Source organism: Paenibacillus albidus (genome assembly GCF_014644435.1).
Lineage (GTDB): Bacteria > Bacillota > Bacilli > Paenibacillales > Paenibacillaceae > Paenibacillus_AQ > Paenibacillus_AQ albidus.
The window spans coordinates 48,521-70,928 of sequence record NZ_BMKR01000021.1 but is presented as its reverse complement, the minus strand read 5'-3'; the positions used below and the strand labels follow the sequence as shown (position 1 = coordinate 70,928).

At 51.3% G+C, this 22,408-nt stretch carries 23 protein-coding genes; 4 read left to right on the top strand and 19 right to left on the bottom strand.

The genetic code is table 11. From position 1 onward, the window contains the following. Positions 1–2 precede the first annotated feature (2 nt). A complete protein-coding gene (locus IEY53_RS21600) occupies positions 3–638 on the bottom strand; it encodes a nitroreductase family protein (protein ID WP_189028670.1) in 636 nt (211 codons plus the stop codon). 40 nt (positions 639–678) lie between these two features. Further along, positions 679–1,107: a MarR family winged helix-turn-helix transcriptional regulator gene (locus tag IEY53_RS21595; RefSeq protein WP_373293902.1), complete on the bottom strand. Its 429-nt coding sequence runs from the start codon at positions 1,105–1,107 to the stop codon at positions 679–681. Positions 1,108–1,273: 166 nt separating this feature from the next. Here IEY53_RS21595 and IEY53_RS21590 point away from each other — a divergent pair, with 166 nt between their 5' ends. After that, positions 1,274–2,053, top strand: coding sequence for a carbon-nitrogen family hydrolase (locus tag IEY53_RS21590; RefSeq protein WP_189028668.1), 780 nt, complete (start codon positions 1,274–1,276; stop codon positions 2,051–2,053). A gap of 213 nt (positions 2,054–2,266) precedes the next feature. On the opposite strand, the gene IEY53_RS21585 is transcribed toward IEY53_RS21590, so the two are convergent. Together IEY53_RS21585 and IEY53_RS35765 are read right to left on the bottom strand one after the other, a co-directional pair. Further along, positions 2,267–3,157: a lipoate--protein ligase family protein gene (locus IEY53_RS21585; protein ID WP_189028666.1), complete on the bottom strand. Its 891-nt coding sequence runs from the start codon at positions 3,155–3,157 to the stop codon at positions 2,267–2,269. Then, positions 3,138–3,269: a hypothetical protein gene (locus tag IEY53_RS35765; RefSeq protein ID WP_268240815.1), complete on the bottom strand. Its 132-nt coding sequence runs from the start codon at positions 3,267–3,269 to the stop codon at positions 3,138–3,140. The genes IEY53_RS21585 and IEY53_RS35765 overlap by 20 nt, the downstream gene beginning before the upstream one ends. A 220-nt stretch (positions 3,270–3,489) precedes the next feature. Between IEY53_RS35765 and IEY53_RS21580 the strand changes: the two genes are divergently transcribed. After that, entirely contained in the window at positions 3,490–4,374 is an 885-nt protein-coding gene (locus tag IEY53_RS21580; protein ID WP_189028664.1) for a CHAD domain-containing protein, read from the top strand. A gap of 179 nt (positions 4,375–4,553) precedes the next feature. Here IEY53_RS21580 and IEY53_RS21575 read toward each other — a convergent pair whose 3' ends face one another. The 7 genes from IEY53_RS21575 to IEY53_RS21545 form a co-directional block, all read right to left on the bottom strand. After that, a complete protein-coding gene (locus tag IEY53_RS21575; RefSeq protein ID WP_189028662.1) occupies positions 4,554–4,892 on the bottom strand; it encodes a thioredoxin family protein in 339 nt (112 codons plus the stop codon). Positions 4,893–4,909: 17 nt separating this feature from the next. After that, positions 4,910–5,275 carry a MerR family transcriptional regulator gene (locus IEY53_RS21570; RefSeq protein WP_189028661.1) on the bottom strand — a complete coding sequence of 122 codons (366 nt, stop codon included), beginning with the start codon at positions 5,273–5,275 and terminating at the stop codon, positions 4,910–4,912. A 92-nt stretch (positions 5,276–5,367) separates the two neighbouring features. Next, a complete protein-coding gene (locus tag IEY53_RS21565; protein WP_189028659.1) occupies positions 5,368–6,561 on the bottom strand; it encodes a Ger(x)C family spore germination protein in 1,194 nt (397 codons plus the stop codon). Next, positions 6,558–7,649, bottom strand: coding sequence for a GerAB/ArcD/ProY family transporter (locus tag IEY53_RS21560; RefSeq protein WP_189028657.1), 1,092 nt, complete (start codon positions 7,647–7,649; stop codon positions 6,558–6,560). Before IEY53_RS21560 ends, IEY53_RS21565 begins: the two co-directional genes overlap by 4 nt. Before the next feature lie 25 nt (positions 7,650–7,674). Continuing rightward, complete coding sequence (locus IEY53_RS21555; protein WP_189028655.1) at positions 7,675–9,423, bottom strand: spore germination protein; 1,749 nt, start codon at positions 9,421–9,423, stop codon at positions 7,675–7,677. 146 nt (positions 9,424–9,569) lie between these two features. Then, positions 9,570–10,199 (bottom strand): ThuA domain-containing protein, encoded by a 630-nt coding sequence (locus IEY53_RS21550; RefSeq protein ID WP_189028653.1) that lies wholly within the window; start codon positions 10,197–10,199, stop codon positions 9,570–9,572. Between the two features lie 36 nt (positions 10,200–10,235). Next, positions 10,236–10,958 (bottom strand): SDR family NAD(P)-dependent oxidoreductase, encoded by a 723-nt coding sequence (locus IEY53_RS21545; RefSeq protein WP_189028651.1) that lies wholly within the window; start codon positions 10,956–10,958, stop codon positions 10,236–10,238. A gap of 229 nt (positions 10,959–11,187) precedes the next feature. Here IEY53_RS21545 and ytxJ point away from each other — a divergent pair, with 229 nt between their 5' ends. Together ytxJ and IEY53_RS21535 are read left to right on the top strand one after the other, a co-directional pair. Beyond that, the gene (gene ytxJ, locus IEY53_RS21540) at positions 11,188–11,514 is read left to right on the top strand and encodes a bacillithiol system redox-active protein YtxJ (RefSeq protein ID WP_189028649.1); all 327 of its coding nucleotides are present in this window, start codon (positions 11,188–11,190) and stop codon (positions 11,512–11,514) included. Then, positions 11,511–11,750: a glutaredoxin family protein gene (locus IEY53_RS21535; protein WP_189028647.1), complete on the top strand. Its 240-nt coding sequence runs from the start codon at positions 11,511–11,513 to the stop codon at positions 11,748–11,750. Before ytxJ ends, IEY53_RS21535 begins: the two co-directional genes overlap by 4 nt. Positions 11,751–11,830: 80 nt before the next feature. On the opposite strand, the gene IEY53_RS21530 is transcribed toward IEY53_RS21535, so the two are convergent. The 8 genes from IEY53_RS21530 to IEY53_RS21495 form a co-directional block, all read right to left on the bottom strand. Continuing rightward, entirely contained in the window at positions 11,831–13,765 is a 1,935-nt protein-coding gene (locus IEY53_RS21530) for an ABC transporter permease (protein WP_189028646.1), read from the bottom strand. Further along, positions 13,752–14,534, bottom strand: a complete 783-nt coding sequence (locus tag IEY53_RS21525) for an ABC transporter ATP-binding protein (protein WP_229696277.1) — start codon at positions 14,532–14,534, stop codon at positions 13,752–13,754. The genes IEY53_RS21530 and IEY53_RS21525 overlap by 14 nt, the downstream gene beginning before the upstream one ends. A gap of 23 nt (positions 14,535–14,557) precedes the next feature. After that, positions 14,558–15,580 carry a sensor histidine kinase gene (locus IEY53_RS21520; protein ID WP_229696276.1) on the bottom strand — a complete coding sequence of 341 codons (1,023 nt, stop codon included), beginning with the start codon at positions 15,578–15,580 and terminating at the stop codon, positions 14,558–14,560. A 14-nt stretch (positions 15,581–15,594) separates the two neighbouring features. Continuing rightward, complete coding sequence (locus IEY53_RS21515) at positions 15,595–16,278, bottom strand: response regulator transcription factor (protein ID WP_189028758.1); 684 nt, start codon at positions 16,276–16,278, stop codon at positions 15,595–15,597. A gap of 221 nt (positions 16,279–16,499) precedes the next feature. Then, positions 16,500–18,608, bottom strand: coding sequence for a serine hydrolase domain-containing protein (locus IEY53_RS21510; RefSeq protein ID WP_189028640.1), 2,109 nt, complete (start codon positions 18,606–18,608; stop codon positions 16,500–16,502). A 340-nt stretch (positions 18,609–18,948) separates the two neighbouring features. Further along, a complete protein-coding gene (locus IEY53_RS21505; RefSeq protein ID WP_189028638.1) occupies positions 18,949–20,154 on the bottom strand; it encodes a TraB/GumN family protein in 1,206 nt (401 codons plus the stop codon). 64 nt (positions 20,155–20,218) lie between these two features. After that, complete coding sequence (locus IEY53_RS21500; protein WP_189028636.1) at positions 20,219–21,511, bottom strand: ABC transporter permease; 1,293 nt, start codon at positions 21,509–21,511, stop codon at positions 20,219–20,221. Continuing rightward, a complete protein-coding gene (locus IEY53_RS21495; RefSeq protein ID WP_189028634.1) occupies positions 21,504–22,406 on the bottom strand; it encodes an ABC transporter ATP-binding protein in 903 nt (300 codons plus the stop codon). The genes IEY53_RS21500 and IEY53_RS21495 overlap by 8 nt, the downstream gene beginning before the upstream one ends. Between the last annotated feature and the right edge of the window lie 2 nt (positions 22,407–22,408).

The following is a 22,408-nucleotide window of genomic DNA, read 5'->3' as shown; positions in this document are numbered from 1 at the left end:
TTTTACTTCCACTCGGCAATCTTGTCAATAGGCAGGCGAACGGAGGCGTAACCTTCTTCGGCCGCCTTGCCGATTGAGATCAGCATAACCGGTACATACCGGTCCTTATCCAGGCCGAATGTTTCTGCTATTTTATCCTTTTCATATCCGCCAATCGGATTGGTGTCATAGCCATGGGCACGGGCTACCAGCATAAGCTGCATGGAGACCAGTCCGGCATCAATCAGCACGGTATCCTTATTCACATCCGCCGGCAGTGTCGAGAAGTGTCCGCTCAGGCGGGCCAGCATGTTCTCTTTGACATCGGCAGGCATCAAACCGCGTTCTACAGCCGTACTGTAGATTTCGTCCGCATACTCAAAATTGTTCAAATCGCCAAATACGGCGATCATTGCCGCCGAAGTCTCCGCTTGTACCTGGTTGAAACGCACAAGTGGAGCCAGCTTGGCTTTGCCTTCTTCACTTTCAATAACGAGAAAACGCCAAGGCTGCATATTCACCGAAGAAGGTGCCAGCGTGGCCTCAGTAAGGATCTGGGTCATTTCTTCCTTGTTGATTTTCACCGACGGATCATATTTCTTCACAGAGCGGCGGCCAGTAACAATTTGCATAAAATCATTGGTTTGTGTAGCGTTCATGTGTAAAACTCTCCTTTATTCTTAATAATTATAGTTACCGTTACAGCAGGTCGATATTGTGCTGCAGACGGTCAAGCATATCCATAAGCTGAGTCCGCTCCTGTTCCGAGAATCCGGTAAGCAGACTGTTAATAAAGCGGTTCTTTTCTTCTTTATAGGCAGCTATCTTCTCACGTCCCAGTGTGGTCAGCGAGACCAGGGTGACTCTATTGTCTGACGGATTGTTGCGGCGGGAGATGGCCCCTGCCTCTTCCAGCCCTTTCAAATGGCGTGTGATGGCGGCGGCATCAATGTCTATTCCCTTTTGCAAATTAATCTGGCTGATCTCATCCACTTGGAATAACTCCTGCAGCAGACGAAGCCGCGTCGGAGTGATGCCCGCACAACGTTCAAATTTGGGGCTGAGCCCTTTGTTGAGCGCCTGCATGCCCTCGAATATACGCTCTTCGCTTGAGTGTGCTGTGGTCAATAGATTCCCCCTCCATGCAATTAATTGCAAACAATCTTATTTACAAAAATCATACTACACTTAATTGCTTGACCCGTCAACCAATAATTTTGTCTGTTCTCCTGCTACAGGATTGCATTCTCCGCCCGGCATCTATAATCTGGGAAGTACAAGAGGAGGCGATTTCATGAGAGTATCCCTGATCCAGTTTGATATAGCTTTTGGCAATCCTGAGGCTAATTATGCTGTGGTGGAGAAATATATCCATGCGGCGGCAGCGGCGAAGCCCGACTGTATTCTTCTTCCCGAGCTATGGACTACAGGCTACGATCTAACCCGCTTGAAGCACATTGCTGATCCAGGGGGACAGGCGACCCTGACCTTCATCGCAAGTCTTGCCAGACGCTACAAAGTCAACATTGTCGCTGGTTCTGTCGCAAGCAGTACAGACGGAAATGTCACTAACCGCATGCTTGTGTTCAACCGCGAAGGAGAGTTGGCCGGAGAGTACAATAAACTGCATCTGTTCAGGCTGATGGATGAGCACCTCTATCTGCAGCCCGGCGCGGCCAAAGGACTGTTCCCGCTCGACGGGACGTTATGTGCCGGGCTGATCTGCTATGACATCCGTTTTCCCGAGTGGGTCCGCGCCCATACGGCGCAAGGGGCCGAAGTGCTGTTCATCAGCGCGGAATGGCCGCTCCCTCGTCTTGCACACTGGCGGGCCCTGCTGATCAGCAGAGCTATCGAGAATCAGTGTTTCGTGGTTGCGTGCAACCGGACCGGGAATGATCCGGCGAACACCTTTGCCGGGCATTCCATGATTATTGACCCGTGGGGAGATATTATCTGTGAGGCGGGTCAAAGCGAAGAAATCCTCAGCGGCGAAATTGATCTGCATAAGGTGCGGGAGGTACGGGAGCAAATCCCGATTTTCTCGGACCGGCGCCCTCACATGTATGAATAAGCTGTTCCATTCCTATGATGAATCGACCGGACCCTTTCGTAATTTATCCGATCAAACGCCACAAGCCGCAGAAGAGGTGGCTGCCTTAAGCCGAATCCTGGGGTTAAGGCTATCCAGGCGCTACCAGGCAACTCAAAAAAACGTTACGGATACAGGTTAAGCACTGCCCCCTGTTTCCGTAACGCTCTTTACTCACTCCCCGCTCCGGTTTGCTCACCCCTGAGCGTAACGTTCCCGTAGCACTCGCGCGGCTTCCAGCACTCGCGGTTCCCGGAAGTCCAGTGTGTAGCCCGATTTCTCCCGCAGAGCTGCTGCGGAGACAAGCTCCACTCCCCTGCGCATGGCCGCTTCCTTGATGCCTGCAGTGAACAGCAGGCTGGTGTCCGGCCCTCCCAATTCGCCAAGCCCGGCGATAGTCTCCGGGCGCACTCTTGGATAGGACAGCTCCTGGTCCCCAGCTGCCGCAGCCTCATAGAAGCTGCGGATCTGTTCACCGCGCTCCCGCCCCGAGCCGGATACAACCACAAAAGCGTGGACAAAATAGGCCTCACTCTGCCTCCGCTGGGCAATACCGCAGAATTTTCGCCCGCCGATAGCCAGATCAAAATCACCGGGGCAATAAGAGCCCACGATTTCACCTGCGCGGATGCAGGCAGCTGCCTCGGGATGGCTTACCGCTACCGCCTCCGTAATAAGCGAGGCCAGCAGCCGGAAATCCGCATGGAAATCCAGCTTGCCCCGGCTTTTGGGCAGAACCAGGGATACGTTGACAATCCCTGCATCCAGCGGCACCGCTGCGCCGCCGGAATGTCTTACCGCCGTACGGATGCCGCGGCGCTCCAGTCTGTCCATGGCCTGGGCGGCACAAGGCAGCTTGCTGTCACGCAGGCCCAGGACCACCCCGCCCGGGTGGCTCCAAAGGTGCAGGGATGGCAGAACTGCCCCGGCACCAACATCCCGGCATAAGGTTTCTTCAAAGGCGAACGGGAGCAGCATCTCTCCGTCCGCCCCGTTCTCATCGGCCATATGCTCAAACAAGGCCATAACTGGAGGAAGCACACTTATTTCTTGCCCGGTTTCCTCTTCAAATCGTCCATTGATCATGAATTATGCCCATCAGCACCCACTGGCTACCTTCTTTCCCGAACACAAGCCGCAGGCTCTGCCAATCCATTCCGGCAAACTGCGGATCCAATTCGTCATAATGATATTCCACAATAATGGCGCCGGGATATACATTGAACGCATTATTCAGTGTATTTCCCTTACCGATAGTGAAATTGTAACCGATTTTCCGTCATTGTTCTTCCTCCTTTGCTGCCGGATTTGAAAAAAGCTGATGATCACGCTATCCTTATCATATAAGACGATGCCTTGCAGGGAAAGGTTACGCTCACATACTCATGCTATTACACAACCCTTAGGAGTGATGCCGCATGACAGCCGAACAACCCTCGACAGACAAGCAGTTCCACCGGACAAAACAATGGGAGCTTGCCCTGGGCCAGCTGTATAAGGACTTTCAGGACTGCAGCGCGCAGGCCGTGCACCAATTCAAGGCCAAGGACATTCATCAGGCGCGGGTGAACAGCCGCAAGCTCCTGACCCTGCTTTCCATCCTTGATCCGGGGCATGTCTCCGGCCTCTATCCTGTATTCAAAAAGGCCCAGAAGAGATTGGGCAAAGTCAGGGATGCTGATGTGCTGATTGATTCTTTCCAGAGCAGACGCAAGCAGGCCAAGATTGACGGTGACCCCAAAACCGCAAAGCTGCTGAAATCCGTAATGAAATACAAGAAACATCAACGTAAAAAATACCGCCAAAAGCTGCAAGATGAACTGCCCAAGCTGACCGGTAAGAAACTGGAGACGAAGTGGAACCATTTTATCGGGGAGCAGCTCGGGGCATTCGTTGCGAACAAAGATGCAAACGTAGTAATGCGGGAGCTCGAGGTGGCCTACGAGCAGAAGAAAAAAATCTGCAAAGCCTTGTTCCGCGAACAAGAAGCCGCCACCGAAGAGGCCTTCGACTCACTGCACCAGCTGCGGATTGCAGCCAAGGAGCTTCGGTATACGGCCAGTGCAGCCTCATTTGCGCTTCACAGCAAATTCCATGCCCATGAAGAAATATATAAGGAGATTCAGGATCAACTGGGGCTCATCAACGACAAACGGGTCTGGCTGGAAACCCTGCATGCCATCGGCCCCAAAGAACTGGATGTCGGCACCAAAACCTGGAATGCCTTTATGGATACGCTTAGAGCCGAGGTGCTGGAAGCGCTGCAGCAGAATGATGTGATCCATATTGCCGCCAAACCTTAAATGCTCTAATTCATTCATACAGGCGATACACTCATGTGAACGCTCCGCGACCGGACCGTTGTTCCTGGCTGGTAGACAAGCACTGTCCGGGCGGCGGCCGCAATAGCTGTCCCCCCCCAAATGCAAAACAGCGATTCTCTGAATAACAGGAGAATCGCTGTTTTGCTGATTTATTACGGTTAAAATGTTGGAGAATGAACATATTTGCTTAATACGCCTTGGTAAGCGGACTTGGGCCGCAGTCCAATCAATTTCTCCATCGGCTGTCCATCCTGATAGATCACCACAGTCGGCATCCCCATGACTCCCGCTTCACTGGCTAATTCAGGGAACTCGTCGCAGTCCACTTTTATGATAGTGACCGCTTCTCCGCTGTACTCCTGGTCAAGCTCCTCCAGAATAGGCAGCAGGACTTTGCATGGCGGGCACCAAGCCGCTCCATAATCAACCAGCACCGTGCCGCCGGCATGTATCTGTGTCCGAACCTCTTCTGCTTGTTGCGCCTGGATCATCGTCATTTCCTGTTCCTCCTTCCTCATGTCTCGCCTTCACCTAGTTCTTCCAGAATCGAAGCCATGCGCTGCGTAAGGTTCAGCTTGATCTGGTTAAGCTGCACGATCTGCCGCTCAATCTCTTCAAGCTTACTGCGGTATAGCGGCATTACCTCTGAACAGAAAGCTTCCTTTTTCTTTAATACACAATGCAAAAATCCGGCAATTTCCTCCGTAGACAGACCCAGATTCAGATATAACCTGATGGTCTCAACCGTCTCTACAGCGAGCGGCGAATATTCACGGTAACCATTAGCCTGACGGATCGGTACAATTAAACCCTGACTCTCGTAATATCGCAGTGAGCGGACGCTGACACCTGTCTGCTGTGCTAGTTCACCTATTTTCATGGCAGTCACCCCGGGGTTCATGAGAATTGGTCTACACTCAGTATAAACCCTGACACCAGTGTCAGGGTCAACCCTTTTCTGCAAAATCCCCTTTATTCGGCACTTGTTCCCGAAGCCCCGTACTCCTCAATATTCAGCTTGACTTTATACGTCACCGGAATCGCGCTGAAGGTTTCATCCCAATCTTCCTTAACCTTCCGCCAAATGGCGGGATGATGAATGCGCAGGCTGGTGCCAAAACCGGCCACATCCGCATGCAGCTCATGCTGAATTTGATTCATTGTCCCTCTGATCAGGCCTTCCGCATGATCCTGGAGTACCTTTTCCTTTCTCCGGATGATGGCCTCATCCAGCCTCTCCCCGCCCGGATCAAAAACCTCGGCAAAACGTCCTGCCGATTCCACCTTCACCTCAAAAGAAATTTCGCCATCCTTAACGTTAGCCTTGATTGTACTATCCATGGACTTGATCTCATAATTCAAAAGCTTCCCCGTTTCCGGATCCTTCGTCTTCAGAAATCCGCCTTGCCCTTTGCCGGTCAGCCAGATTAGGCCTTCCAGCTGCGATTCATCCAGAAAGCCGCCAAGCAGCCCCGTTTTGCCTTTGATTACGCCTACACCGGCAAATTTGCTCTCTGAGCCTGAAGAAATGATGTTTTGCAGGACAAAACTGCTCTTGCTATGCAGCGGACCAAGTACCTTGGTTAAAGGTACCGGCTGCCAAATTCTTGAATTCCGGTTCTGGTTACCAAAGATACCTTCAACGACAAAGGCAGGAGTCTGCCCCGGCAATGCATTGTTCAATACATCCCTTGCCTTGCCCTTGCTGACCAGCAGCAGAACGCTGGGGCGGATATCATTGTCCCGGCTGAAAAAATCGGTCAGCTCGGAAAGCGTCACTGTACGGGCCAGTTTCTCTCCGATAATAATAATCTTCATGTGATGCCCGATCGGTACACGGTTCGTGCGCAGTGAAAGCTCCCGCACCGCTTCGAAGACGGAATCCCCGGTTTCAGTCATGTTATAGAAATTTTTGGACTGCGAGCCCTCCTTCTTGGACCCGACAGCACCCTGTGGAACAATAAACTGAAACGTACATGAGAATCTATGCTGCTGCGGATAACTCCCGCCGGCGGCTTTCAGTTTCTCTTCCACCTCCGTCTCATCGGCAATGTCGAGTGCTACACCGACCTCCATATTCAAGTCTTCTATCGCCGAACTGCTCCAGCAGCCGGATAACAATAGACACTGGATCAACAGCAAGAGCCATAGGATTCGCCTTTTCATGCTCCCGCCCTCCTGAAATAGGCCACTACCAATAATGGCAGTGGAAGAATTCCGAATACAATCAGAGCCCAGTTGCCGATTTCGTTTCCCATCATAAATAGCCCGTTAATGCTGCGGGGGATTTCAGCCACAATATAGATCAGCGGCAATAGCCCATATAAACAATGCTTGAACTTTATGTTCAGCAGCTGCGACACCCCTAATGCCGCTCCATAATAAGCGATACAGAAGGTGCAGAAAATTTGCAGAATCCAGATGGCCAGGAGCAGGGACTCAAAACGCTCAAAGACTAGATAACTTACATCGAAGCTGCGGATGAGATCGACGAAAGGCCATGTTCTTGTAATCACACCGTCCGTTGAGAATGCTCCTATGCTAAGCACAACCGCCGCCAAATAAAAAACCATGGCGATCGCATTTCCACCCACGACCACCTGCATCACTTTTTTGGGCTTATCCATAAAAGCCACCAGAAAAAGCAGAGATTCCCCCGCAGTAAACGTAAGCGCCGTCGGCCTCAGCGCTCGCCAAACCGGGCCCACTCCTTCCGCCATCACAGGGCGTAAATTATTGAGATCAAAGATTTCCAGACTCAGCAGGCTGACACCCAGGAAGATCCCCCAGGCAATCGGTATGATCAGTCTGCACATCCGGGCTACGGCATTGATTCCGCCAAGGCAGAGATAAAGAGCAACCCAGAGAAATAAGGCGCAGATGGCCCAGGAGGGCGTTCCCTCCAGCAGATAAAACCCGGTAATTTCCTGTACGGTACGCATTTCAAAGCTGGCTATGGAGAGAAAATACGCTGCTACACTTATACCCAGCAGGAATCCGAGCGGCTTTCCAATGATGAAACGGATATATTCGAAGAACGTCCGGCCCGGAAAACGCTGGCTTAATTTCGCGATTACCGCACCGGTGACCATGGCCAGCAGTCCGCAGAGGATTACGCTGATCCATACATCAGACGTTCCTGCTGCCTCGACTGCGGTCCGTGGTAGGGTAAGAACACCTGCGGCGAGCACATAGTTCACATTAATAATCACGGCTTCCGTAGTGGTTATCCTGTCTTTCAGTTTGGCCTGCATGTTCCCTTCCCGCCCTCCTGTTCTGTTATCCTTTTCTTCTCGGGTCTTTTGGCTTAATCAACGCCGGACGTTTCCTTAGAAATTGCAGCGGCATCCGAATAATAAAATCCTTCCAGTCCCTAATCTGATTGGGTGCTATCATTCCCAGATAGGGCACTCCGAAACTCTTCAGCTTCAGCAGATGGCTGCTAAGCAAAAGAAAGAACATAATCACCCCGTACAAGCCGAATGTAGCTGCAAAAAACATGGCCAGGAACCGGAGAAACCGCATGGTAATTCCCGCACTGTACATGGGCACCGAAAAAGACGAAATGGCTGTAACCGCGACTACAATAACGAGAATCGGGCTGACAATCCCCGCCTCTACTGCTGCCTGGCCGATAATCAAACCGCCTACGATTCCCATTGCAGGACCAATCGGCTTGGGCAGGCGCAGTCCTGCTTCCCGCAATATTTCAATCGAAATCTCCATAATCAGCGCCTCAATCAAAGAAGGAAAAGGGACACCCTGACGGGAGCTAATGATAGATATGGCCAGCCTGGTAGGAATCAGTCCGGGGTGGAAGGAGATGAAGGAGATATACAGTGCCGGAGCGAACAACGAGAGCGATGCAGCTAAAAAACGTAAACTGCGGAGCAACGAACCGGCATACCACCGGTCATAGTAATCTTCCGGAGATTGCAGCAGCATTCCAAAGGTTACCGGCATAATCAATACAAACGGTGTGCCGTCCAGAAGAATGGCCACTCTGCCCTCCAGCAGCGCAGCCATTACGCGGTCGGGCCTTTCGGTATTTTGGATCTGCTGAAAGGGGCTGAGGAAGTTATCTTCAATTAATTGCTCTACAAATCCCGATTCCTGAACATCATCCACATCTATGGTTCGGATTCTGCGTTTGACCTCTGCCACAAGCTCCTCATTGGCGATGTCTCTGATATACGTCAACACCAGTTCTTTCTGTATTCTTTTGCCTACTGTAAAAGAAATCATCGCAAGCTCCGTGTTCTGTCCCTGTCTGCGCAGCATCGCGGTATTATCGCTGAGCGTCTCGTTGAAACCGATCCGCGGCCCGCGCAGCAGCGCCTCCGAGACCGGCTCTTCCCCCACCCTTGTCCGGCCTTTAGGCGTTCCCAGTATGAGAACTTCTGCCATGCCGTCTACCAGCAATACCACAGAACCGAACAGCACCTTTTCCAGGGATTTCACAGGATCACGGGTATATTCAATCTCTGACACCAGGACAATCTGATGAACAATGATATCTTTCAGCGCCTGTGGCTCCGGTGCCGTATTCATACCTTCAAAGGGCCGGACGGCGTTCATCAAAGGCTTCAGAATGTTGCGGTCCATACCGTCCTTGTCTGTAAGGCCGTCTACAAAAAACAGTACAGCCCTAAGCTGGAGTGAGCCAATACGCAGTTCCCTGAGATTGATATCCGCCATATCGTCGCTGATATTCTTGAACAGCTGTAAATCCTCAGCGAAACGTCCGCTGTACACCATTCCGGGAACGGCTTGGCTTTGATCGGAAGCCTCATCTCCCTGGTCCCTGTTCTTCAGATGAGTCTGATCTTTCTCCGCTCCATTCTGAATTCCTGCAGGCACTCCACCGCCTTTTCTGCCGGAAGCTTTCCTTGTCCTTGTCCCCAATCGTCCATCAGATATTCTGATCCAGCTCATGGCACGGGTAAGAAGAATGGGGAAGCCGATGATGAAGCCCCCTTGCAGCAGCACGCTCCAGCTTGGAATGAACCGCATGATCATACTCCACATCGTCATCGCCCCCTTAGAATTTGTAATCCTATTTTGACCTAAGCTGGATAAATCATGCACTCTTGTTATGACAAAATAAAAAAGCCCCATGCAGCTGACGCAGCAATGGGACTCTTCTGTTTGGAACATTAATGCGTGGATATGGATTACAGCAAATTTGCTGCCCACAAGCCACCCCGCTTGATCATCCGCCGGAACGGCTCTACCGAAAAGGAAGGCAAATGATGCCCGGGCATCAGATAGACTACACGGCCCAGACCGAACTTATGACACCAGGCGGCCTCGCGCATTTCACCTTCATGTGGATACGCTGCCAGGACTGTCGTCTCAAAATAAGGATACCGCTCAAAATAATAAGGTTCATCCTCAATCACAAAATCCTCAATCCCTTGCATAATCGGATGCTCCATGGCAGTCATATGCAGTGAAGTATAGGCCGGATGATAGGTGAAATGTGCCCCCAGCATCGCCCCCAGCTCCTGATTGCGCTGGAGCGAAATTCCGTTATGCACGACCAGCAGTCCACCGCCCCCCGCCACATAAGAGAGCAAAGCAGCACTCTGTTCAGGTGGTATGGGGTCATCGGAGAATTCCGTATAGGAGATAACCAGCTTGTACGCGGCAAGCGTATCCGGGTGCAGCAGCCCCAAATCCTCGGAGCTGAATACCTCCAGTTCAGGAGCCATAATCTGTTCCAGCTCGCGGTCCACCCCGGTAAACGGATGATATTTAACCTGTGTATAGCTGCCCAGTGCAAGGGCTTTTAAGGTAGTCATACTATTCACACCCTTCATTGTTAATATCCTGAATAGTTACCACGGCCATGGCTGGTTATCCAGATCGAGATAGGCGGGTTCTTCACCCAGGTACTTGTTGTGCTGCTGCACGATATCCATAATTTTGATGGCTGCTTCTTCCGGAGATGTCGTTGCCTCCAGATTCTTGTGTCCGCTCATATAACTCTGCAGCCACCCCGGATGAAACACCATAACCTGGCCCCCAAGCGTCTTCAGATGGTTGTGCATAAGGGAAGACTGCATGTTAAGAGCCGCCTTGGACATACAATATCCATACATATTTATGCGTTTGTTGCGGGTGATGCTGCCCGCTTCCGACGAGATATTGACGATCAGCTTCTGGTCGCCTTGCAGCAGCAGACCCATCAGGGCATTGCTGACCCTAAGCGCGCCCAGCGTGTTAACATTGTATAGGTGCGCCATCGCCTCATCGTCCATATCCACCAGCATCGTAGCGTCATCAGCTCTATGAATAATACCTGCGTTGTTGATTATAAGATCGATGTGCCTGGTGCTGCCGGCAATGGACCGTGCCGCCTGCTTCACACTGTCCTTGCTGCCGACATCCAAAGGGATGATCTGCAGCTGCCCGGCATACTTGTCTTTAAGTTCGCCCAAGGAATCAATTTCCGGCATATACTGTCCGGCAAACACCTCGTAGCCATTCTCCAGCAGCCACCGGACAATATACAATCCAAGGCCACGGTCCGCACCGGTCACACAAGCGGTTCTTCGCATGCTAAGGGACACTCCTTCTCCTGATCTGCCTTATAGGCGCCTGCCTTTGTCTTCCCCACCTTAGCATGTTGAAAGCGTTTTTTCAACGCTGTTGTGTGCAGGTTCAAGCCATTTATGGCAGTAGAACGCCCTCTCTTTTGCATTAATTTTGAACTATGTTACAATCATGATTACAGGTTGATTTCAACCCATTTATTCGCAAAAATAATATTTCGGGAGGATGAATATGATGTCCATTCAACAACTTCATACATTGGAAGAATTGAACCAATATGTGGCACAGCCGGGTAAAAAGCTGCTCTTCAAACACAGCACGACCTGTCCGATCAGCGCCAAAGCCCACGAAGAATTCCAGGCTTACCTGAAAGATGCCGATACCACGGCAGCGATCGTGCACGTGATTGAAGACCGTCCGGTGTCCAACCAAATCGCCGAAAATTTCGGCATTAAGCACGAATCTCCGCAGCTCTTCCTGCTTGAGGATAGCGAAGTCCGCTGGAACACTTCCCACTGGAAGATTACACGGTCCGCTATCCAGGAGGCCGTTAACCAATGAGCCGGCAGGTGATTGTATATTCCACCGCAGGCTGCAGCGACTGCAACCTGGTCAAACAATGGCTGACCGAGCAGGGGATAACCTTTGAAGTAAGAGACGTCATGACCAGCACCGTCTATCAGGAGGAAGTGGAGAAGCTCGGTTATATGGGCGTGCCTGTAACCGTAAGCGGGGATCAGTCCGTCAAGGGCTTCAACCTCGCGGAGCTTCAGGCGCTTGTCCAAGCCGCCGTTTAGCCTTCCACGCCTGTGCCTGTGCGTTTAGCAGGGATCAGCTTGTAACAGAAAAGGGTAGCTCTGGCGCCATCGGCCCAGAGCTACCCTTTTCTTGTGTCCGATGCTGGCAGGGCCTTCACAATTCGGCGGTAATAACCCACGGTGAGCGCAGCAAATATCAGATAAATGAACGTGTATACCCCCATGGCCGCAGCCGCGGGAAAGACAATGCCCGAGAATGTCAGTGTAGCGGCCGCTTTTAGGGCGAAGATGGAATGCAGCAGTCCAATTGCCAGCGGAATGCCGAATACAAACAGCTGCTTGCGGATAATGCCGCCCATCATCTCACGCTCACTGAATCCGAGCTGCCGCAGAATTGTATAATTTTGCTTCTCCTGCTCGGCCTCGGTCATCTGTTTGAAATACAGAATACTGCCCGTCATGATCAGGAAGATCAGTCCGAGAAAACCTGCAACAAACATAATAAGCCCGAACTTTTGCCGCGATTCTTGAGAATAGGCGTAGAAATCCGTTCTGAACTCTTCTTGCTTGATATATTTCGCAAAGTCCCCTGAAGCCGCCGCACGTTCATCCGGGTCCGCAATCTGATAGGTGTGGATACGAAAGGCTTCAATCCCGGAGGAAGCCATCATCTGCTCACGAATAGCCCTTACCGTCGCCTCGGGCACGACAAGTTGACGACCGTTTATATTGTAATTCATCACATAACGATCCATAACTCCGGTCAACCGGACCTCTGCATGAACCCCGTCTGCGGCAAAAGCAATGGTCTGCGGATAAGCAACGTTGTCCGTTTCTTTGCTTAATGCCTTCCTCTGCCCGTTGTACAAAACGCCTTCACCTTCAGCCGGCATTGCAAGTTCCGCACCACTTGCCTGCAGCTGCTCTGCCGCGAGCAGCAACAGACTGCGTTCATCTCCATTTATTTGTCCCATCGTGCCGGCTAACCGAACGGCCTCTACCGGTTGATGGGCAAATGCAATGCCGCTTTTCTCCAGTTCCGCCTGAAAGGCTTGGGTTGCCTGCTCATTCTGTTCCAAGGCGAAATCGTAGGGCAACATCGCCCGGGACTCACTCCCGGCCGAATAGTACAGCGAATAAGCGACGGCCACCATTGTCAGTGTCGTCGCAGACAAAATGGTAATCAGCGTCAGCGAGTTGGCATTGCCTTTCATGCGATGAATGACCGGGGCCAGCGACAAGCTGTTTTTCAGCCCGAGCTGTCCGTCCATGCTCCTGCGGATCCGGTAGAACACCCAGCCGATCATTACACGAAAAAACAGATAAGTTCCGGATATAACGAAGGCCAGAATACCCAGCAACGGCAGGAGCAGCCCCTGGCTGGTTATTTGGCTGGATAGCAGGTATCCGGCCACAATGAGTACAAGGCCGAGCAGCCCCAACATAGCGGACAGAACCGGTCTCGGCTGTTTCGGAGGCTCCCCCTGCTGCTCTCCCTTGAAAAGATCAAGCAGCGTAGTGCGGTAAACCATGAACAGCATCTGAACCCATGTAAAACCGATAAGAACAGCAAATACGGTGGCAGTCTGCAGGGCTGCCGTGCTGGAGAACGATAATGTAATTACATTGTCAGTGCCGGTCAGTTTCATCAGTGTGAGCAAAAAAAGCCGCGACACAAACGCGCCGCCTCCGATACCAAGCAGAAGCGCACCCAGCCCCAGCAGCAGATTTTCAGCAATAAGCAACCCGCCCACCGTCCTGCGGGTCAGCCCCACCAGTTGATATAAGCCAATTTCCCTGCTCCGCCGCTTAAGAAATATACCGTTTGCATGAATGATGAATACAGCCATAATCACAATCAGCAATACCCCGGCGGCTCTAAACAGGGACTTGAATTGAATATCCACGAAGGTCGCGGCCATTACCGTGGACTCATTCTGCAATGAAGCAAACACAAAATATAGACTTGTGCTGAGAATCAGGGCAAAAAAATACAGGTAGTAATGCTTGAGATTCTTCCGCATACTGCGAAGGACCAACTCATACAGGGTCAACGCGGTCACCCCCGAGCACGGCCTGCACATTCAGAATATCTTTGAAGAAAGTCTGCCGCGTCTTGCGGCCGCGGTATAATTCGGAATAAAGCGCACCATCCTTCAAAAACACAACGCGGCTGCAATAGCTTGAGGCTAAGGGATCATGAGTGACCATCATAATCGTAATATTGCGCTCCCGGTTAAGCTCCTCCAGTGTTCCCAGCAGAGAAGAGGCCGCCTTTGAATCCAAAGCGCCTGTAGGCTCGTCCGCAAATACGAGAGAGGGCCGGTGGATCAGCGCACGTGCTGCAGATGTCCGCTGCCGCTGGCCGCCGGAAATTTCATGCGGAAATTTATGCGCGATCTCTCCAATGCCAAGATTTGCGGCAATTGCCTGAAATTCGGATTCTGCCGCCTGTTTGTTCCTCTTGCCGAGCGAAATGGGCAGCAGGATATTCTCTTTTACCGTCAATATATCGAGCAGGTTGTAATCTTGAAAGATGAACCCGAGCTTACTCTGTCTAAAAGCAGACAATTCAGCATTTTTCATGGCCGCGATGTCCGTATCCTCAAGGAAAATTGTACCTTCCGTCGCTGTATCGATGGTAGCCAGTACATTGAGCAAAGTTGATTTCCCGGACCCGGACGGCCCCATAATACCGACAAACTCCCCCTCTAATACACGTAGGTCTATTCCCCTGAGCACCTGCTGAACATTGCCCCTGACACCATATGATTTACGGACCTGCTTTGCAAGCAGCACAGTTTTTTGAATCCTGTCTTGCATCTTCATTACCTCCCCCCTGAATGTCATGTCCGGACTGACTCGAACGCATTACTTACAGGAAAGGTAAGCTGCATGGCTGTTCCTCTGTGCAGCTCCGACTGTACGGTCAGGGAAATTCCGATTTTGTCCGCAACTGTACGGGCCAGATAAAGCCCCAGTCCGGTTGCCGCATTATGCAGTCTTCCGTGCCCTCCGGTAAAGCCTTTGTCAAAAATCCTTGGCAGGTCATGCGCGGCGATACCCGGACCTTCATCCGTAATCGTCATACGAACCGTACCCTCCGGCGTTGCCATGGACGACAGATGTATCGTTCCGCCCTCCGGGCTATATTTGACCGCATTGGTCAACAATTGCCGGATGATGAAACGGCACCATTTGCGGTCCGTTTTGACCATGACCTCTTCCCCGCCGAATTCGACAGCTATATTTTTCTCCACACACCAAGAGGCCAGCTCGCGTACTTCCTGGGCGGCAAGCCGCTGAATCCCGGCCTCTTCCAGCATATAATCGGACTCCAGGGACGGCAGACGTGAAATATGCAGCTGCTGGTCCATAAGCAAATGAATCCGCAGCCATTCAGATTCGATACTGCGCATAGCCGGGTGGCCTTTGCCCGCATCAATCGTCAATTTCATAGCGGTCAGCGGCGTCTTCACTTCATGCACCCAGGCAGCCATATAATCCTGTTCGAGCGACCGGGTTGCCTTGCCGTCTGAGAGCTGATTCCAGTACCAGCGGTTCGCCGCTCTCAAGAGCTGGTTGGTTGCTTCCTCCTGATAAAAATAGGCCGCAGGCAATGTCTCAATCCAGTCTTCATTAATCTCTACGGCCAGCTTCGCGAGAGTCTGTGCATACTTCATCTCTTTCTGACAACGCCACCCGAGGAAAACGGCCATCGCCAGGAGCAACAGAAGGTTCAGATATAACATCGACTCCCACCGGATCGAAATACCGCCGTCCATCCAGTTCAGCAAATCCACAAACACCAGGGACAGCAGATAGAAGCTGATCCAGCTTTTCCTGTCATACAGATAGCGGAGTATCAAAGCCAGCTTCCCCCTCATAACGTTGCTGCCATATAGCCAAGTCCTTTTTTGGTGACAATGGCTTCTTCCAGCTCAAATACGGTCAGTTTTTGGCGCAGCCGGGCTATATTTGCAGTTAATGTATTGTCGTTGACAAAATGCTCATCATCCCAGAGCTTGCGGATCAGCTCATGCCGGGAGATGATTTGATCCTTCGCCTGGACGAGGACAACGAGAATAAAAAACTCATTTTTGGTTAACAGGACATCCTGCCCATCCTTGCGGATCAAACCGCGCTTCATGTCGATGATGGCACCATTCCATTCGATCAGATCAGCAGACTCCTCTGTGTAAGCATACGTCCGGCGGAGAATCGCCTGGATTTTGGCCAGCAGCACGTCCATATGGAACGGCTTCGGAATATAATCGTCTGCCCCCAGATTCATCGCCATCACCATGTCCAGCGGATGGTCACGTGAAGACAGAAACAGAATCGGCACTTTGGACACTGCCCGAATCTCCCGGCACCAGTGGAACCCATCGTACATCGGGAGCTGGATATCAATAATCACTAACTGAGGCTGCAAGCTGATAAAATTATGCATCACATCATCATACCGCTCGGGGCCCGTAACATGAAACGACCATAACTCCAATCTTTCCTTCAAGGAGCGGAAAATGGCGGCATCGTCTTCGATAATAAAAATGTTCAAATCCATCATGGCTGAAATCCTTCCCGCGATTGCCGTGCAGCTTCCGGCAGTAAAGCAATTGATCCCTGGCTTTCTCCATCATACTACTCCAGCCTGGTATTTCCACCGTTATTCCCACGGTCAAGACAAATAAAAAAGGAAAGGCCAATAACCGCCTCCAGATTCTGCCGATTCTGAAAGGTGTATTATTGTCCTTCCTTGTCGCTGCGCCTGATATTTCTGTCTCCTTAATCCGGAAGCAGCATCGTGTACAGCAGCGCCGCCAGCTCCTGTTTGTTCAGCGTCCGCTGCGAGCCGTAGTCGAACATGCCCTTTGACTCTGTCACTTCCGGCCCATGAAGCTTCCAGATCACAGCAGAGCTGACCGCATCGACAGCCCATTTTGACGTGCCGGGCACAAGGACAGCTGTGGAATCCGGCATTCTGATCCCCGATCCGGCCAGTAAGCGAAATACGATAGCGGCTGCTTCTTCGCGGCGGATGGGACGGTCTGGTTCAAACAAACCTCCCCCTGCCCCCTCCAGCAAGCCGGACTCGACAGCGGCTTGGATAGCCCGCCGGTACGGAGAATTTGCGGTGTCCTTGAACGTCGACGGATTGGATGATTCCGGGATGCTCCACACCGCATTAAAAGCCTGGATAAACGCTCCGCGGGTAACAGCTTGCTCTGGATGAAACGGCTTGGACAGATCATCTGCCAGATAGCCGAGTGACTTCAGGCCGAGAATGTAGCTTGCATAAGGATGACTTTCTGATACATCCGGGAATCCGGGCGGATTCTCCGGTATTTTGGCTGCATAGCTGTATAGATTAGAGTATTTCATATAACTGATGCGGCCGTCTTGATCCGCCTTGAAGGCTAGCGGCTTGCCCTGTTCATCGATGAACAGCGTATCCTCCACCTGGCTCAGTTCGTGACGCCCCCCCATTAGATCACTCACGGTCAGAGTGCCTGTGCCGGACACCTCTACCCGGGTCAGTAATTTAACCCGCAAATCGGAATACAACCCTTCAAATTTAGCGAGAACCTCCCTGGATTGCGGCTTAAAGCCCTCTGTTCCAAACGAAGTTGGATGACCGGAATAATAATGATCCATAAAGGCGGCAAACAGTTCATCCCGCAAATCCTGATTCGCATTATAAGTCACGAAGACACCCGTTTTGCGGTCCGGCAAAAGCCAAAGCGCTGAACTGAAGCCCAGGATATCCCCACCCTTGGATATTACCTTTTCGCCGTTTGTTCTGGATGGAAGAGCAGGCGCTTCAAAGCCGTATGTCATATCCGGCAAATCCGGATGGATGGCTATGTGGTACGCTGACATTGCTTTTATCGACTCGGGCGACAGGATAACCGTGCCGTCAGCTGTCCGGCCATCGTTCAAGAAGGCCTTCATAAACAAGGCTATATCGGAGGCTGTCGATATCAGGCTGCCCTCCGGCCACTCACTCGGTGAAAAATCATACACCGGGATGGGATTGCCCTCTGCATCGTAGGAAGCCGCCAGTCGTCCGGCCAACTCTTGGCTCAGGCTAAAGCTGGTTGAATTCATGCCGAGCGGCTCAAACAGATTTTGCTGCATATAGCTCCCGAAGGGCTCTCCGCTTGCCTGCTGGACGATGTATCCCAGCAGCCTGGACGCAAAATTATCGTACATGTAGGACGTTCCCGGCTTGCGGACAACCGGGGGAAACTGCTCAAAGATGCTTTCCTTCAGCGAGATCGGCTTTTGGGAATCATCCATTAAATAGCTGGCATCGGAAGGTTCGCGCACTTCAAATCCGGACGTATGCGTCAACAGATTCTCGATGGTAACCGGTGTGTTAAAGGCATTGGTTAAATGATAACCGTCCAGATACTTTTCAATATTGTCTTGCAGCGAAATCTTCCCTTCCTGGACGAGCTGCATTACGGCGGCTGCCGTAAACACTTTGGAGACAGAAGCGATCCGGAAAGTGGTTCGGCTTGCATCCACCGGCGATTTCGACGTTCGGTCGGTTATCCCGTAACCTTTGGAAGCAAGCACCTCCCCGTTCTTAACGACGGATACTGCAACGGCCCCGGCCTTTTGCTTGATGTCCTCCCTGGCAAAAAAAGCATCCAGGAACGCCTGCACTTCCTTGGCTTCACGCGGACCGTCCATCTTAGCTGTCGAAGCCGCGATATCCAGTGCGGGTAGGGAGGCGCTGCTGATTGAGGTCTTGTGTCCTCCAGCGGCACCTGTGTTCCATTCGGACGGCGCCTTTGCGTACACACTTGATTCTGCAGCCAGGCTTACCGTCAATAGAACCGACAGGATGCTGAACGTGCAACCAGTTCTCTTCTTTTTACTATTCAACTCAGATCCTCTCCTCTTTTTCATATACACTTATCATAGGGTCTGGATCAGGCACTGTCGTTTGATTCAGATGACAAGCGGGAGCGGAATGTTACATTCTTGTCACGTTCAAAATCGTAAAACCCAAGGGGAGTGTTCAAAAGCGGAACATATGCTAATCTACCCAAACAAGAAGAAACGGCTTCGCCGTCCTCTGGAAGAGGAGGGTATCCGTTTCTCGTAGAAATATAAGACAGATTTATGGCGTAAACATATAAATCCTTATATTTTCAAAAAGGGGTGTCCCAAGCCATTCACATGGCTTTTGGACACCCCTATTGTAGTGAAGCGTAAACTACTATTATTTTCGAATGACAGAATAACCTTTATCCTTCAGCAATTGAACGACTCCATCCTTACCCAGGAAGTGGGCTGCACCAACTACGATGAAAAACTCCTCTTTCTTATCGCTTTTCAGGTAACCATCAATTTTATCAGCCATTCCGATATTCCGGTCAATCAGCATCGCTTTGTTATACTCCGGGTCACCAGATATGCTGTTGGTTAACTCAAGCAATTGCTCGTCATTACCCGATTTCCACATATTGGCCATTTGATCCACATTGTCATCGAGAACATCGAAATTGTCCAAAGCTGCATTCAGATTCTTCTCCTGCAGCTCCTTGGAGAAGCCGTTAAACATGCCCAGCTGGGATTCATAGGATTCCAGCTCCATGACCGGCAGTTTGCGTTCCATAGCTTTCTGGATGAAATACAGATCGATACCCGCAGCCGCCTCGTACCCTGCCTTCATTGATTTCAGCGTGCTGATGGTCGTCTCGACAACCCAAGGCTTAAAGGCATCAAGCGCGTTCGCTTCCATACCATTTTGCTTCAGAACTTCTTCAACCTTCGCATACGTTTCCTTGGATACATGGTCCTTCAAGGTCGTGCCGTCCTGATACGTACCCAGATCCATGATCATTTTCTGCTGCGCCTCACCGGCCGCCTTACTGACGTCAATCTCCACACCGAGATAATCAGCTTCGGCAAAAGCATCCTCAATTTCCGAACGCAGCGGGTAGAAGCTATCATCCGCAATATGCATTGAGCCTACCAAATATACCGTATTTCCATTATTCTCGACTTCCCACATGAAACCCCGGGCGCCTTCCCCCGTTGCCTTGGAGACCAGAAGAACAGTGCGGGATTGCTGATCCCAGCGAACCTCATAACCCGCGGCTTCGGCAACGACTCGGACAGGAGCATAGGTCACGCCATGAATCAGCTTTGTTTTACTTTTGAGTGTGATCTCCTTACCGTCAATAACCACATGAATGGTACCATTCTGTACAGATTTCAGCTTGGCATCCATAGCCTGGAGTGTTGTTCTCAGCGGTACCATCGTTGTGCCTTGATCCACAATAGGTGCATTCTTTGCAAATTCAACGTTTTGGTTATCAACCTTCACCGCCGGTTGCTGCGGAGCAGCCATGGCCGGGGCTGCTGTCGAGAGCAAACCAACAGAGATTATGAGGGATAAGAGCGATCGTTTCCAATTTTTCATGTAAGTTCTCCTTCTGTACAGTTAATACCACATAATTGTGTATAATCATTCAATTCTCACTGATTTAGATCTTATAAGCCTTCATTGCTTTTCTCAGCTCTTTAATGGTTGGACGCTTGCCGTACATCAATACGCCGGTACGGTAGATTTTGGCGGCCAGCCAGCCGAAGAACACGATGGACACCAGCAGAATAGCAAGCGAGACGAGGATCTCCCACAGTTCTACTTGACCCACCCCGATGCGCAGCAGCATGGTCAATGGCGATGTGAACGGCACATAGCTGGCTATTTTGACCAGCAAGGTATCGGCATTCGAGATACTGAACAACGGGATGTAGAAAGCTGCGAAGCCCAGCATCATGATCGGCATAACCGCCTGGCCCAGGTCCTCTGTACGGCTGACAATCGAACCGACTGCGGCATACATCAGAGCGAACAGGAAGTAACCGAGCACATACAGCACCAGTCCATAAGCAAGCAGACTGACATTCAGTTGGCCCAGATCCAGATTAAAGTCTGTCATAATTGTTGCATTATGCGGAAGGGCGAGATTGGCAGCCACCGCTGCGGCGATGATAACAATCTGCAGCAAGCCGACGAGGAAGATTCCGATCACCTTTCCGAACATCTGTACCAGCGGTGAGGCGCTTGTAATCAGGATCTCCATGATCCGCGAGCTCTTCTCCGAGGTCACTTCGGCTGAAATCATATTGCCGGTCATCATGATGGACATGAAGAACAAAATCAACAGTACATAAACAATGACGTAATTGATAATGGGAGGCGCCTCCTCCTGGGCCGCTTCCCCGCTTGCAGGGCTTACCTCCTGGGTACCAATCTCAACCGGCGAGTTCATGGCAGCGATCTGCTCAGGTGTGAGTTTATCACCGGCGATTAGCGCAGCGTTGACTTGCTGCAACGCATTTTGCAGATAGGCCTTCACATCATTATCGATATCTCCATCGGGACTGTAGTAGGTAACACCCGACAGCCCCGCAGCAGAGGTGTCCGCAAGCGAGATGTAACCTTCGATTTGCTCTTCATCCAGCGCCTTCTTTAATTCCGGGTCATCTGCAGAGGCATATGGATTCACGGTTACTTGTGCAAGTCCTTCTGGCAGCTGGTAAGCTTTCAGCAACTCAAGCGCCGTGCTGCCCTCTTCGGCGATTACCCCAATCTGCGTACCGCTCCCCGCCGTACCGCCGGTCTTATCTTCACCCTGAAAGACTTTGATCAGATAAGGAATATTCATACCGATGCTAAGCAACAGCACCAGAATCAGCGTAGTAATCATAAATGATTTCGTTTTTGCTTTATTCTTGAATGTGAAGCCGATAATTGTCCCCATTTTATTCATTTGAGTCACCCACCGCTCTGATAAAGATTTGGTTTAACGTTGGTTCCTTGAGTTCAAAATGCTCTACTTCCCCCTGCCCGATCGCATGGTGCAGGATACGCTGTGCGGCCCCCGGCTCGCTGATCTTCAGCAGATACCCTCTCTCCTGACGCTGAACGCCGGTTACGCCGGCCAGCGATTCCAGACCGGATATCTCAGCAGCTGTACGCAGCAGGACTTCTTCGCGGGGATAGCCTTTTTTGATCTCGCGGATTTCGCCCTGTATTACTGTGTTAGACCGATCCAGAATCGTGATATTGCGGCACAGCTCCTCGACATGCTCCATCCGGTGTGTAGAGAACAAAATGCTGGTTCCCTGGTCGCGCATTTCGCGGACCGTATCTTTGAGCAGCTCCACATTGACCGGATCCAGACCGCTGAACGCTTCGTCCAGAATGAGGAACTGTGGTTTATGCACCACGGCGGCGATAAAACCCATTTTTTGCTGATTTCCTTTGGAGAGCTCTTCAATCTTCTTATTGTAATATTCCGGGACCTCGAACCGGTCCAGCCAATATCGCAGGCTCTCATCCGCATCGCTTGCAGACATCCCTCGCAGCCGGGCCAGATAAATAATCTGGTCGCTGACCTTTACTTTCGGATATAACCCGCGTTCTTCCGGGAGATACCCCATAATATGCTGGAGCTCGGTGCTGAAGTTTTTTCCGTTATAGAGTATTTTCCCTTGATCCGGATAGATAAGTCCGAGTACCATACGCATGGTTGTTGTTTTGCCTGCTCCGTTGCCTCCAAGCAAGCCGTAGATTTCCCCTTTGCCCACAGCCAGACTTATACCATTAACCGCCGTTTTGTCTCCGTATTGCTTCACTACCTGTTCGAGCTTCAAAGCTTCCATTC

What these genes read in the sequence shown, in the direction of transcription:
- IEY53_RS21600 (WP_189028670.1), bottom strand. Translation starts at nt 638, where the DNA reads ATGAACGCTACACAAACCAATGATTTTATGCAAATTGTTACTGGCCGC.
- IEY53_RS21590 (WP_189028668.1), top strand. Translation starts at nt 1,274, where the DNA reads ATGAGAGTATCCCTGATCCAGTTTGATATAGCTTTTGGCAATCCTGAG.
- IEY53_RS21585 (WP_189028666.1), bottom strand. Translation starts at nt 3,157, where the DNA reads ATGATCAATGGACGATTTGAAGAGGAAACCGGGCAAGAAATAAGTGTG.
- IEY53_RS21580 (WP_189028664.1), top strand. Translation starts at nt 3,490, where the DNA reads ATGACAGCCGAACAACCCTCGACAGACAAGCAGTTCCACCGGACAAAA.
- IEY53_RS21575 (WP_189028662.1), bottom strand. Translation starts at nt 4,892, where the DNA reads ATGACGATGATCCAGGCGCAACAAGCAGAAGAGGTTCGGACACAGATA.
- IEY53_RS21570 (WP_189028661.1), bottom strand. Translation starts at nt 5,275, where the DNA reads ATGAAAATAGGTGAACTAGCACAGCAGACAGGTGTCAGCGTCCGCTCA.
- IEY53_RS21565 (WP_189028659.1), bottom strand. Translation starts at nt 6,561, where the DNA reads ATGAAAAGGCGAATCCTATGGCTCTTGCTGTTGATCCAGTGTCTATTG.
- IEY53_RS21560 (WP_189028657.1), bottom strand. Translation starts at nt 7,649, where the DNA reads ATGCAGGCCAAACTGAAAGACAGGATAACCACTACGGAAGCCGTGATT.
- IEY53_RS21555 (WP_189028655.1), bottom strand. Translation starts at nt 9,423, where the DNA reads ATGTGGAGTATGATCATGCGGTTCATTCCAAGCTGGAGCGTGCTGCTG.
- IEY53_RS21550 (WP_189028653.1), bottom strand. Translation starts at nt 10,199, where the DNA reads ATGACTACCTTAAAAGCCCTTGCACTGGGCAGCTATACACAGGTTAAA.
- IEY53_RS21545 (WP_189028651.1), bottom strand. Translation starts at nt 10,958, where the DNA reads ATGCGAAGAACCGCTTGTGTGACCGGTGCGGACCGTGGCCTTGGATTG.
- ytxJ (WP_189028649.1), top strand. Translation starts at nt 11,188, where the DNA reads ATGTCCATTCAACAACTTCATACATTGGAAGAATTGAACCAATATGTG.
- IEY53_RS21535 (WP_189028647.1), top strand. Translation starts at nt 11,511, where the DNA reads ATGAGCCGGCAGGTGATTGTATATTCCACCGCAGGCTGCAGCGACTGC.
- IEY53_RS21525 (WP_229696277.1), bottom strand. Translation starts at nt 14,534, where the DNA reads ATGCAAGACAGGATTCAAAAAACTGTGCTGCTTGCAAAGCAGGTCCGT.
- IEY53_RS21515 (WP_189028758.1), bottom strand. Translation starts at nt 16,278, where the DNA reads ATGGATTTGAACATTTTTATTATCGAAGACGATGCCGCCATTTTCCGC.
- IEY53_RS21505 (WP_189028638.1), bottom strand. Translation starts at nt 20,154, where the DNA reads ATGAAAAATTGGAAACGATCGCTCTTATCCCTCATAATCTCTGTTGGT.
- IEY53_RS21500 (WP_189028636.1), bottom strand. Translation starts at nt 21,511, where the DNA reads ATGAATAAAATGGGGACAATTATCGGCTTCACATTCAAGAATAAAGCA.
- IEY53_RS21495 (WP_189028634.1), bottom strand. Translation starts at nt 22,406, where the DNA reads ATGGAAGCTTTGAAGCTCGAACAGGTAGTGAAGCAATACGGAGACAAA.